The sequence below is a fragment of the Pseudomonas sp. CC120222-01a genome, assembly GCF_003097235.1.
Classification (GTDB): Bacteria; Pseudomonadota; Gammaproteobacteria; order Pseudomonadales; family Pseudomonadaceae; genus Aquipseudomonas.
Window position 1 is genome coordinate 192,874 of record NZ_QEQQ01000009.1, and the last position, 12,723, is coordinate 205,596.

Below are 12,723 nucleotides of genomic sequence, written 5' to 3' on the forward strand. Positions count from 1 at the left end.
CAGGAAAATGTGGCCATAAATATGAACACCTGAGGCCTTTTCGCGGGCACGCCCGCTCCCACAGGAATCGCTTGATGCCTGTAAAAAGGGGCTTGCCTGCACAGGGGTCAAAACGCTCCATTCCACAATTTTTTACGCTTGAAACACCCGGGGGAACATCAGCTGGTCATGCGAGTCGGTTATTCAACGGGTAGGGCGTCGATCCACGACGATCGCGCCCGGATTGCCTGTTGATTCTGCATTCTTCACGCCCTAAAGTGCGCGCCGAACGTCCATGCTGGAAACGATCCATCCGGCTCAAGTACTGAGTAGGCGAACCAAAGTGGGGATACGGAGGACGTTCAGTTTGCAGCCACTTAATCTTTCAGTTTGCCCATGGAGTCCCTGAGCATGTCGATCCAGGTCGAAGACTATTTCGCGCGTGACACCTTCCAGAAAATGAAGGCGTTCGCCGACAAGCAGGAAACCCCGTTCGTACTCATCGACACCCAGATGATCAGCCAGGCCTATGACGACCTGCGTGCTGGTTTCGAATTCGCCAAGGTGTACTACGCGGTCAAGGCCAACCCGGCCGTCGAAATCATCGACCTGCTCAAAGAGAAAGGTTCGAGCTTCGACATCGCCTCGATCTACGAGCTGGACAAGGTCCTGGGCCGTGGTGTCAGCGCCGACCGCATCAGCTACGGCAACACCATCAAGAAGTCCAAGGACATCCGCTACTTCTACGAGAAGGGCGTGCGCCTGTATGCCACCGACTCGGAAGCCGACCTGCGCAACATCGCCAAGGCTGCCCCGGGCTCGAAGGTCTATGTGCGTATCCTCACCGAAGGCTCGACCACGGCCGACTGGCCACTGTCGCGCAAGTTCGGCTGCCAGACCGACATGGCCATGGACCTGCTGATCCTCGCCCGTGACCTGGGCCTGGTGCCTTACGGCATCTCCTTCCACGTCGGTTCGCAACAGCGCGACATCAGCGTGTGGGACGCGGCCATCGCCAAGGTCAAGGTGATCTTCGAGCGCCTGAAGGAAGAAGACGGCATCGAGCTGAAGCTGATCAACATGGGTGGCGGCTTCCCGGCCAACTACATCACCCGTACCAACAGCCTCGAGACCTACGCCGAAGAGATCATTCGCTTCCTGAAGGAAGACTTCGGTGACGACCTGCCGGAAATCATCCTTGAGCCAGGCCGTTCGCTGATCGCCAACGCCGGTATCCTGGTCAGTGAAGTGGTGCTGGTCGCACGCAAGTCGCGCACCGCCGTCGAGCGCTGGATCTACACCGACGTGGGCAAGTTCTCCGGCCTGATCGAAACCATGGACGAAGCCATCAAGTTCCCGATCTGGACCGAGAAGAAAGGCGAAGCCGAAGAAGTGGTCATCGCCGGCCCGACCTGCGACAGCGCCGACATCATGTATGAAAACTACAAGTACGGCCTGCCGCTGAACCTGGCTATCGGTGACCGCCTGTACTGGCTGTCGACCGGTGCCTACACCACCAGCTACAGCGCAGTGGAATTCAACGGCTTCCCGCCGCTGAAGGCTTACTACCTGTAAGCATCTGTAGTGCATGTGCCATCGAGCGCCGCCCTTGCGGCGCTCGATGCGTGTCAGATCGGCTGATAGTCCGCCAAGGTAAACTGCTGGACATTAGGCTTAAAATCCGATGTCACCAGATAAGTGATCTGTCCATGAGCGAGACTGTTTTCAGTCAGTGAACCCACTGCCCGCCCCTGGTGATCACTCAGGGTAAAGACAGGCGACTCGCCGTTCGCCGAACCGTTGATCACATCGATTTTCCAAAATACGTCACTCGACACCGAACCGTAAAACCCCAAGTAACCATTGCGGCTGCGGCCCAGCTGTCGCTCGAAATAATACGAACCTCTGGTCGCGCAGCTGACCCGGTAGTGACAACTATCGCCATACTGACCAAGGAAATCGAAGCGCAGCGTAGCCCGCAGGAGAACCAACGCATCGGAGTACTTACTTGGCAGACAGAGCCATCCGGAACTGTCCACTTCAATCAATTGCCGATCAATCAGCAAGACCGGCACTCTCTGATTGCTGCTTTGTCCCTCCAGCCTTGCCGTGAATGACTGCTGCAGATTGATTGTCGTCATGGTGACCTCCAGAAGATGAATCGCAAGGAAACCGCAGCCGTTTGGCTTGCGCGGTGCAATGCGAATCTGCCTCCTTATCTTCCTGGGAAGAACGTGGAACGACTCCCTAAAAATGCCAGGCCCCTGATCACTCTTCGCGCCGTTCGATCTCTTCGGCATATCGCTGTGCAAACGCCATCAACACTGGCCCCGCCCCCTGCAAAGTCACCAGGGCGCTGCGCAGGAAATTCAGGTTCCCCTCAACCTTGGCTTTGTCCAGCCAGGCCCCGGCTTCTGCCGTCTCTCCCCGCTCGACCAGCACCATCGCCAGGCTGAACATCCCGCGAAAATCTCCCGCTTCGGCCGAACGCCGATACCAGCGCACCGCCCGCACTGGGCTCGGCGCGGTGGCGATGCCATGCTCCAGGTAACGCCCGTACAGGTTCATCGACTTGGCATGGCCCATTTGCGCAGCCTTCTCGTAACAGGTCAGCGCCTGGGCCTGGTTGGCCGGCAACCCGCGCCCGGTGGCCAGCAGGTTGCCCAGGTTGTACAACCCCCAATCCAGCCCGGCATCGGCCGCCCGCGCATAGTGAATGGCCGACTGCGCCAGGTTCACCTCGCCCCCCCACCCATGCTCCAGGCAACGACCGAGCATGTTGTGCGCCATGGCACTACCGGCCTGTGCCGCAATGCCGAACCAGCGCCGGGCAACACCGGCGTCCTGCTCGATGCCACGGCCGTCGAGCAGAATCTGCCCGAGCAGCAACTGCGCCTCGACCATGCCCTCCCCCGCCGCCGCCAGGATCGCCTGGGCCGCCTTGCCGGGGCTGTGTTCGAGCATGGCCTGCAGGCCGGCAGCATCCACCACTTCTTCACGACGCAATTGATAGGACATGGCTCAGACCTCGGCCCAGCGGCGCAGCAGGTTGTGGTAGGTGCCAGTCAGCTGCAGCAATGAGGGGTGGTCCGGCACATCGGCGGTGAGTTGCTGGATGGCATTGTCCATCTCGAACAGTAGCGCCCGCTGGCTGTCCTCGCGCACCAGGCTCTGAGTCCAGAAGAACGCCGCGTAGCGCACGCCACGGGTCACCGGGTTGACCTTGTGCAGGCTGGTGCCGGGGTACAGCACCAAGTCGCCAGCCGCCAGCTTGACCTGCTGCACGCCGTAGGTGTCCTGGATTACCAGCTCGCCGCCGTCGTAGCTGTCCGGGTCGCTGAGGAACAGGGTCGAGGACAGGTCGGTGCGCACCCGCTCCGGGCTGCCCTTGGGCTGGCGCAGGGCGTTGTCGATGTGGAAACCGAAATTTCCGCCCTCGCGGTAGCAGTTGATCAGCGGCGGAAACACCTTGTGCGGCAAGGCCGCCGACATGAAACGCGGGGTCTGCCACAAGCGGTCGATCAGTGCGCTGCCGATTTCCTTGCCCAGCGGGTGCCCCTCCGGCAGCTGCAGGTTGTGCTTGGCCTTGGCCGACTGGTAACCGGCAGTGACCTTGCCATCAGCCCAGTCGGTCTGCTCCAGCGCCTCGCGGATACGGGCCAGTTCATCGGCGTCGAACAACCCTGGGATATGAAGCAGCATGGCGGCGGCACCGTTAAGATCTGTAAAGGGCTCAATGATATTGATTCCCTTTTACGCCGCACAAGCCCTGGCTGTGCCTTAGACGATTCAGCGTCCATAAATCGTAAAGAGAATATGTAAAGATTGTAAATTTCTAGCGAATGGTAACGAGTCTCAATTGTGCCTTACAAATCCTTACATTAACATCCGCGGCCTTCACACCTTGGGGAAGGCCAATAACAATGCGTCACGTACCATCTGCAGTGAGTTCACCACGCCTGATCGTGTCGGCCATCGGGGTCGCCTTGAGCGCTTCGGGCGCTTACGCCGCCGACCCGGCTGCCAGCAATGCCGTCACCCTCGACGCCACCAGCGTCAATGGCAAGGCTGAGCAGGCCAGTACCGATTACAAGGTCGAAAAGGCCTCCTCGCAGAAGTACACCGCACCGTTGGTGGACACCCCGCGTTCGGTCACCGTCATCCCGCAGCAAGTGATCAAGGACACCAACGCCCTGACCCTGCAGGACGCCCTGCGCACCGTGCCTGGCATTACCTTTGGTGCTGGCGAAGGTGGCAACCCGCAAGGCGACCGCCCGTTCATCCGTGGCTTCGACGCCCAGGGTGACACCTACCTGGACGGCGTGCGCGACACCGGCGCCCAGACCCGCGAAATCTTCGCCATCGAATCGGTCGAAGTGGCCAAGGGCCCTAACTCGGCCATCGGTGGCCGCGGCGCCGCCGGCGGTACCATCAACCTGGTGAGCAAGCGCGCACACCTGGGCAACTCGCTCGATGGCGCCTGGACCTGGGGCAGCGACCAGACCCAGCGCTACACCTTCGATGGCAACTACCAGTTCAGCGACACCGTTGCCGGCCGCCTGAACCTGATGACCCACGAAAGCAACGTCGCCGGCCGTGACAAGGTCAACTACGACCGCTGGGGTATCGCCCCGTCGCTTGCCTTCGGCCTGGGCACCGCCACCCGCGTCAACCTCGACTACTACCACCTGGAAAGCGACGACCTGCCAGACTCGGGCATTCCGTACACCATCCCGACCGGTGGCAGCGCCGCGCGTACCTCCGCTCACCCGAGCAAGCCGAACGACGGTGGTGACAGCGACAACTTCTACGGCCTGACCGACCGCGACTTCCGCAAGAGCCGCGTCGACATCGCCACCTTCGCCATCGAGCACGACCTGACCGATGCGCTGACCATCAAGAACACCTTCCGTCACGGCAACAGCATGCAGGACTACATCCTGACCCAGCCTGACGACAGCAAGGGCAACGTCAACAATGGCAGCGTCTGGCGCCGCGCCAACACGCGTGTGGGCAATACTTCCACGACCACCAACCAGACCGACCTGTTCGGCGAGTTCTACCTGGGTGGCATGAAGAACAGCTTCTCCACCGGTATCGAATTGAGCCGCGAAGAAAGCGACCGCGAAAGCTACAACGTCGACACCGACACCGTCGCCGGTGGCGCAGCCAACACCAACTGCACCCCTGGCATGATTGGCGCCACCAGTGGCTACAACTGCACCTCACTGAGCAACCCCAATCCGGATGACCCTTGGAACGGCGCGATCTCGCGCAATTACGCCGGCACCAACACCAAGAGCAACACCCGGGCCATCTACGTGTTCGACACCCTGGAGCTGTCGCCACAGTGGCTGCTGAACATGGGCCTGCGCTACGACCACTTCGATACCCAGTACCGTGGCTACAACGCCAACGGCAGCACTGCGGTAAGTACCAAGGGCATCGTCTCCAAGGGCAAGGACACCAGTGAGTTCGTCACCGGCCAGCTGGGCCTGGTGTGGAAACCGGCCGACAACGGCAGCATCTACGTGTCCTACGCCACCTCCGCCACTCCACCTGGTGCGATGCTCGGTGAAGGCACTGAAGGCAACCCACTGGGCAACACCACCGATCGCAGCGGTAACCTGCTGAGCAGCGACATGGAGCCGGAAGAAACCACCAACTACGAAATCGGCACCAAGTGGGACCTGCTCAACGAGCGCCTGTCCCTGGCGGCTGCGCTGTTCCGCACCGAGAAAGAAAACGCCCGCGTCCAAGTGAACACCACCACCTACGAAAACGTCGGCGAAACCCGCGTGCAGGGCATCGAACTGTCGGCCAGCGGCAAGATCACCGACAAGTGGCAGGTATTCGCCGGCTACACCTACATGGAAGCGCGCCAGATCGACGGCGGCCCGTTGGGCGCGGCCAACGACGGCAATCAGTTGCCGAACACGCCGAACAACAGCGCCAGCCTGTGGACCACCTACTCGATCACGCCAAAGCTGACCGTCGGTGGCGGCGCCTTCTATGTGGACGACGTGTACGGCAGCGTGGCCAACACCACCATGGTCGACAGCTACGTGCGCTACGACGCCATGGCCGCCTATAAGCTGACCAAGAACGTCGACCTGCAGCTTAACGTGCAGAACCTGACCAACGAGGTCTACTACGACAAGGCCTTCTCCACCCACTTCGCCAACCAGGCGGCCGGGCGGACTGCCTTGTTGACCACCAGCGTCCACTTCTAACGAAACACTGCCGAGCCCCGTTCATACTTGTGAACGGGGCTTTTGCGTATCAAGGCATAATGCACGCCGCGCGGTTTGTGGCAGCAACACAAGGTGAGAGATTTGGTGAAGAAGACGCTGTTCCAACTGCACTGGTTCTTTGGCATCACGGCTGGCCTGGTGCTGGCCTTGATGGGTATCACCGGTGCGCTGTACTCGTTCCAGGAAGAGCTGCTGCGCGCCTTCAACGCCGATGTGCTCAAGGTCGAGGTGCGCGCCGAGGGCGTGCTGCCACCGGGCGAACTGGTGCGCCGGGTCGAGGCGGAGCAAGGCGACAAGGTGTCGATGCTGTGGGTGGACGTGCGCGAAGGCAATGCCGCGCGGGTGTTCTTCACCCCGCCACCGGGCGAGCGCCGTGGCGCGCTGCGCTATGCCGACCCGTATACCGGCGAGCTCAAGGGCGAGGCGGCCGGGCAAGGCTTCTTCAACCTGATGCTGACCCTGCACCGCTTCCTCGCCATGGGCGACACTGGCCGCCAGATCACCGGGGCCTGCACCCTGATGCTGGTGTTCTTCTGCCTGTCTGGCCTGTACCTGCGCTGGCCGCGCAAGGCGCTGAACTGGCGCACCTGGCTGACCTTCGACTGGGCCAAGAAAGGCCGTGCTTTCAACTGGGACCTGCACGCCGTGGCCGGTACCTGGTGCCTGCTGTTCTACCTCCTGTTTGCACTGACCGGTCTGTTCTGGTCCTACGAATGGTACCGCTCGGGTCTGAACAAACTGCTGGCTGACGAACCCGCCGCCGGCCAGCAACAGAAACGCGGCGAAGGCCGTGGCCGTCATGGGCCGCCCAAGGCCGACAAGAACGCGCCGCCGCTGGTGGTCGATTACGACGCCATCTGGGCCAAGCTCAAGGATGCCGCCGGCCCTGGCCTGGCCATGTACAACCTGCGCTTGCCGCCGGCCGGTGGCCAGCCGGCCAACCTGTTCTACCTGCTCGAAGACGCCGCCCACCCGCGCGCGTTCAACACCCTGGTGCTCGACCCGGCCACCGGCCAGGTGAAAAGCCAGGACCGCTACAGCGACAAGTCTTTCAAGGCGCAGCTGCTGCAGAGTGTCTACGCCCTGCACGTCGGTGAGTACTTCGGCCTGCCGGGTCGCATCATCGTCACGATTGCCAGCCTGACCATGCCGCTGTTCTTTGTTACCGGCTGGCTGTTGTATCTCGACCGCCGGCGCAAGAAACGCCAGGTACGCGCCGCCCGCGGCACTGTCGATGGCAACCAGACCAGCGGCGACAGCTGGCTGATCGGCTTCGCCAGCCAGAGCGGCTTTGCCGAGCAGCTGGCCTGGCAGAGTGCCGGGCAGTTGCAGGCCGCAGGTCTGCCGGTTCAGGTTCGAGCCCTTGGCGACCTGCGCGAAGAGGACCTGCGTCAGTCCCGCCGTGCGCTGTTCGTGGTCAGTACCTTCGGCGATGGCGAGGCACCCGACAGTGCCCGCGGTTTCGAACGCAAGATCCTCGGCCAGCCGTGGGCGCTGAACAATCTCAGCTATGCCCTGCTCGCCCTGGGCGACCGCCAGTATCCGCACTTCTGCGGCTTCGCCCGGCGCCTGCAGGCGTGGCTTGGCGAGCGCGGCGCCAGCAGCGCATTCAGCCCGGTGGAAGTGGACAACGCCGACCAGGCCGCCTTGCAACAGTGGCAGCAGGAACTGGCGCAACTGACCGGCGCTCAACCGGTAAGCGCCTGGCAACCGCCAAGCTTCGGCAACTGGACCCTGGTGCAGCGCGATCTGCTCAACCCGGGCAGCCAAGGCCAGCCGGTCTACCTGCTGGGCTTGCAACCTGAAGAGCCCGCCAGCTGGGAAGCCGGCGACCTGGTGGAGATCCTGCCGCTCAATGGCCAGCCACGGATCGACGCGTTCCTTCACGGCATGGCAATGGACGCCATGGCCAGCGTACAAGTCGATGGCCTGCAGCAAACCTTGGGCCAGGCATTGACTGGCCGTCAGCTACCGAGCCGTCGCGATCACCTGCTTGGCATGCATCCACAGGCATTGGTCGATGCGCTGGTGCCGATCGGCAGCCGCGAGTACTCGATCGCTTCGATCGCCAGCGATGGCGTACTGGAGTTGATCGTGCGCCAGGAGCGCCATGCCGACGGCAAGCTCGGCCTGGGTTCGGGCTGGCTGACCGAGTACCTGCCACTCAATGGCACCTTGAGCCTGCGCCTGCGCCGCAACAGTGGTTTCCACCTCCCGGAGACGTCCGCACCGATGATCCTGATCGGCAACGGCACCGGCCTGGCCGGCCTGCGCAGCTTGATCCGGGCGCGGGTCAATGCTGGCGAGCAGCGCAACTGGCTGCTGTTCGGCGAGCGTAACCGGGCGCATGACTTGCTGTGTGGCGCCGAGCTGCAAGGCTGGCTCGACAGCGGCGACCTGGCGCGGCTGGACCTGGCGTTTTCGCGGGATCAGGCCGAGAAAGTGTATGTGCAGGATGTGCTGCTGCAGCACGCCGATGAGTTCAAGCGCTGGGTGGCTGACGGGGCTTGTGTGTATGTCTGCGGTAGCCTGCAAGGCATGGCTGCCGGGGTGGATGCGGCGCTTAACGGCATCCTCGGGGAAGAGGCTGTACAGCAGCTGATCGAGGATGGACGGTATCGGCGGGATGTGTACTAAACAGCAGCACTGATCTGTGTGGGAGCGGCCTTGTGTCGCGAAAGGGCCGCAAAGCGGCCCCATCAATATCTGCAGTTATGCTGAATTCCTGGGGCTGCTTCGCAGCCCTTTCGCGACGCAAGGCCGCTCTCACAACGGGCCAGTCTGGCTTCAGTGCAACTCGAAGGTATCGGCATCCAGATTGGCCGGGAACTTGGTGCGATATGCACCCAGCTCTGCAGCGCTCAACACCGCGGTGAACACACCGTCCGCCTCCCCTGCACTGAGCAGGCTCTCACCCTGGAAGTCCAGCACCTGGCTGTCGCCGGAGTAGGCAAAGCCCTTGCCGTCCGTCCCCACCCGGTTCACCGCCGCCACGTAGCACAGGTTCTCGATGCCCCGCGCCGGCAACAGGCGGTTCCAGTGCTGGCGGCGCGCCGCCGGCCAGTTGGCGGTGTACAGCAGCAGGTCGGTGTCCTGGGCGTCGCAGCTCCACACCGGGAAGCGCAGGTCGTAGCAGATCAGTGGGCGTACCCGCCAACCCTTGACCTCGAACTGCACCTGGCGCTCACCCGGGGTGTAGTGCTTGTGCTCGCCCGCCATGCGGAACAGGTGACGCTTGTCGTAATGCAAAATCTCGCCGTCCGGCCGCGCCCACAGCAAGCGGTTGCGGTGGCTGCCGTCGGCGGCCTGGATGATCACACTGCCGGTAATCACCGCGTCGATGCGCTTGGCCTGCGCTTTGAGCCATTTGTAGGTCGGCCCGTTCTCCGGCTCGCACAGGGCTTCCGACTGCATGGAGAAACCCGTGGTGAACATCTCCGGCAGGACCACCAGGTCGCTGCCGCGAGCCTGGTCCAGCAGTACCTCGAAATGCGCGTAGTTGGCCTCACGGTCATGCCACGCCAGGGTGGTCTGGACCAGGGCGACTTTCAGGTTGGGCAGTGCACTCAGATCGCGCATAGTTTTTCCGCTGCCTGACGCAGCGTCTCCTCACGTTTGGCAAAGCACAGGCGCACCAGGCGTTGCTCGGGGATGGGTTGCTGGTAGAACACCGACACCGGAATGGTCGCCACGCCATGCTCACGGGTGAGCCACAGGGCCATGTCGACGTCGTTCAGGTCCGGGCGGATCTGCGAGTAGTCCACCAGTTGGAAATAGGTGCCCGCAGTGCGGGTAAAGCTGAAACGCGAGCCTTCGAGCAGGTCGCAGAACAGGTCGCGCTTGGCCTGGTAGAAGGCCGGCAGCTCGTCGATATGCTCCGGGTGCTCAGCCATGAAGTCGGCCAGGGCGCATTGCAGCGGCGTCACGCCACAGAAGTTGACGTACTGGTGCACCTTGCGCAGTTCGGCGCTCAAGGCCGGCGGCGCGATCACGTAGCCGGTCTTCCAGCCGGTGACGTGGTAGGTCTTGCCAAACGAGCTGATGACGAACGCCCGCGAGTACAGCTGCTCGTGGGCCAGCACGCTGGCATGGCGCACGCCGTCGTAGACCAGGTGTTCGTAGACTTCGTCGCTGATCAGGTAGATATCGCGCTCGGCGATCAGCCGGGCCAACTGGTCGAGGTCTTCACGGCTGATCAGCGCGCCACTGGGGTTGTGCGGCGAATTGAGAATGACCATGCGCGTACGCGGGCTCAGGGCATCGCTGAACTTCTGCCAGTCGATGCGGAAATCGCCGTCGCTCAGCTGCACATGCACACAACGCCCACCCGCCAGCTCCACGGAGGGCTCGTAGCTGTCGTAGCAGGGATCGAAGACGATCACCTCGTCACCCGCATGGATCACCGCCTGGATGGCGCAGAAGATTGCCTCGGTGGCACCCGGGGTGATGGTCACTTCCTGATCGGCATCCACCTGCGCGCCATACAACCGCGCGACCTTGGCCGCTACCTGTTGGCGCAGGGCCGGCAGGCCGGTCATCGGCGAGTACTGGTTATGCCCGGCGGCCACGTGCCGGCCGACTGCGTCGAGCAGCGCCTGCGGGCCGTTGAAGTCGGGAAAACCCTGGGACAGGTTGAGCGCGCCGGTCTGCACGGCGAGCTGGGACATGGTGGTGAAGATGGTCGTGCCGACATTCGGCAGTTTGCTGCGGATCATGGAGCCCTCTTTCCTGGGGTGTATCCGGCACGGGGTGGAGTCCGAGCATAGCGGATCGAGCGGTCAGGAAAAAGGTTGAAACAATGGGGGGATTGCTTTGGATCAAAGGGCCTCTTCGCGGGCTCGCCCGCTCCCACAGGTACTGCACACCGCTTGAGGTTTGTGCAGTACCTGTGGGAGCGGGCAAGCCCGCGAAGAAGAAGACGCGGAATCAGCGCTTGTCGCGGCGCTTCTTCTCGGCCTTCTTGTGGTGCGACATCAGGCGGCGCTTCTTGTTGACCTGGCGATCGGTGAGGGTGTTCTTCTTGCCCTCGTACGGGTTCTCACCGCCCTTGTACTCGATACGGATCGGCGTACCGACCAGCTTCAGCACACGGCGGTAGGTGTTTTCCAGGTAACGCGAGTAGGACTTCGGAATCTTCTCGGTCTGGTTGCCGTGGATCACGATCAGCGGCGGGTTGGCACCACCGAGGTGGGCATAGCGCAGCTTGATGCGGCGGCCGTTGACCAGCGGCGGCTGGTGCTCGCTCACGGCATCTTCGAGGATCTGTGTCAGGCGGCTGGTCGGCCAGCGGGTGACCGCCGACTTGAATGCGGCCTGTACCGACTTGTACAGGTGGCCCACGCCAGTGCCGTGCAGGGCAGAGATGAAGTGAATGTCGGCGAAGTCGACGAAGAACAGCCGGCGCTCCAGCTCGGTCTTCACGTAGTCGCGCTCGCCCGACTCCATGCCATCCCACTTGTTCAGGGCGATGACGATGGCGCGGCCGGCTTCCAGGGCGAAGCCCAGCAGGTTCAGGTCATGGTCGACCACACCTTCGCGGGCGTCCATGACGAAGATCACCACGTTGGCGTCCTTGATCGCCTGCAGGGTCTTCACCACCGAGAACTTTTCGACTTCCTCGTGGATCTTGCCGCGCTTGCGCACACCGGCGGTGTCGATGAAGGTGTACTTCTCGTCATCACGCTCGAACGGGATGTAGATACTGTCACGGGTAGTACCCGGCTGGTCGTACACCACCACGCGCTCTTCGCCGAGCATGCGGTTGACCAGGGTCGACTTGCCCACGTTCGGGCGGCCGATGATGGCGATCTTGATGCCATCTTTCTCGCTCGGGCCGGGGATGCGAACCGCTTCCTCGCCTTCGGCGACTTCCTGGTCCAGGGCTTCTTCCTCGGCGTCACGAGGAATATGGCCGAGTACGCTTTCCATCAGCGCATTGATGCCACGCCCCTGGGAACCGGCAACCGGAATGGCGTTGCCCATGCCCAGCGGCGAGAACTCGGCGCGGGCGACGTCGGCGTCGATGTTGTCGATCTTGTTCGCCACCAGGATGGCCGACTTGTTGCGCTTGCGCAGGTGCTCGGCAATCATCTGGTCTGCGGCGGTCATGCCGGCGCGGGCGTCGACCAGGAACAATACGTAGTCGGCTTCTTCGATGGCCATGAGCGACTGCTCGGCCATCTTCTCGTCCATGCCCACTTCGTCACCGGTGATACCGCCGGTGTCGATGAGGATGAAGGAACGACCCTGCCAGGTGGCATCACCGTATTGACGGTCACGGGTCAGGCCCGACAAGTCACCGACGATGGCGTCGCGGGTCTTGGTCAGGCGGTTGAACATGGTGGATTTGCCGACGTTCGGGCGGCCCACCAGGGCGATTACGGGAACCATGCGGCTCTCCACTCTTGAATTCTTGAAAATGCAAAGGCCGCTGCAAGGCAGCGGCCGGAGTTCGGGCGGCGTGTCCTACGCCGCGGCCTGAAGCCCGCCA

General features: G+C 62.6%; 9 protein-coding genes. 3 read left to right on the forward strand and 6 right to left on the reverse strand.

Features of this window, described 5'->3' with window-relative positions; genetic code table 11:
• Positions 1 to 390 precede the first annotated feature (390 nt).
• On the forward strand, positions 391 to 1,554 hold the full coding sequence (locus tag N430_RS14200) for a type III PLP-dependent enzyme (RefSeq protein ID WP_025337787.1): 1,164 nt from the start codon (positions 391 to 393) through the stop codon (positions 1,552 to 1,554).
• 53 nt (positions 1,555 to 1,607) lie between these two features.
• Here the strand turns inward: N430_RS14200 and N430_RS14205 are convergent, their stop codons facing one another.
• The 3 genes from N430_RS14205 to N430_RS14215 all read right to left on the reverse strand — a co-directional run bounded on the left by N430_RS14205 (position 1,608) and on the right by N430_RS14215 (position 3,681).
• Entirely contained in the window at positions 1,608 to 2,120 is a 513-nt protein-coding gene (locus N430_RS14205; protein WP_110637509.1) for a hypothetical protein, read from the reverse strand.
• Positions 2,121 to 2,247: 127 nt separating this feature from the next.
• Positions 2,248 to 2,997: a tetratricopeptide repeat protein gene (locus N430_RS14210; RefSeq protein WP_110637510.1), complete on the reverse strand. Its 750-nt coding sequence runs from the start codon at positions 2,995 to 2,997 to the stop codon at positions 2,248 to 2,250.
• Positions 2,998 to 3,000: 3 nt separating this feature from the next.
• The gene (locus tag N430_RS14215; RefSeq protein ID WP_110637511.1) at positions 3,001 to 3,681 is read right to left on the reverse strand and encodes a Fe2+-dependent dioxygenase; all 681 of its coding nucleotides are present in this window, start codon (positions 3,679 to 3,681) and stop codon (positions 3,001 to 3,003) included.
• 221 nt (positions 3,682 to 3,902) lie between these two features.
• Between N430_RS14215 and N430_RS14220 the strand changes: the two genes are divergently transcribed.
• Together N430_RS14220 and N430_RS14225 are read left to right on the forward strand one after the other, a co-directional pair.
• Entirely contained in the window at positions 3,903 to 6,212 is a 2,310-nt protein-coding gene (locus N430_RS14220) for a TonB-dependent siderophore receptor (RefSeq protein ID WP_110637512.1), read from the forward strand.
• A gap of 102 nt (positions 6,213 to 6,314) precedes the next feature.
• On the forward strand, positions 6,315 to 8,870 hold the full coding sequence (locus tag N430_RS14225; protein WP_110637513.1) for a sulfite reductase flavoprotein subunit alpha: 2,556 nt from the start codon (positions 6,315 to 6,317) through the stop codon (positions 8,868 to 8,870).
• 150 nt (positions 8,871 to 9,020) lie between these two features.
• Here N430_RS14225 and N430_RS14230 read toward each other — a convergent pair whose 3' ends face one another.
• The 3 genes from N430_RS14230 to der form a co-directional block, all read right to left on the reverse strand.
• Complete coding sequence (locus N430_RS14230; protein ID WP_110637514.1) at positions 9,021 to 9,812, reverse strand: amidohydrolase; 792 nt, start codon at positions 9,810 to 9,812, stop codon at positions 9,021 to 9,023.
• Positions 9,800 to 10,948, reverse strand: a complete 1,149-nt coding sequence (locus N430_RS14235) for a pyridoxal phosphate-dependent aminotransferase (protein WP_110637515.1) — start codon at positions 10,946 to 10,948, stop codon at positions 9,800 to 9,802. The genes N430_RS14230 and N430_RS14235 overlap by 13 nt, the downstream gene beginning before the upstream one ends.
• Before the next feature lie 211 nt (positions 10,949 to 11,159).
• Positions 11,160 to 12,623, reverse strand: a complete 1,464-nt coding sequence (gene der, locus N430_RS14245) for a ribosome biogenesis GTPase Der (RefSeq protein WP_110637516.1) — start codon at positions 12,621 to 12,623, stop codon at positions 11,160 to 11,162.
• Between the last annotated feature and the right edge of the window lie 100 nt (positions 12,624 to 12,723).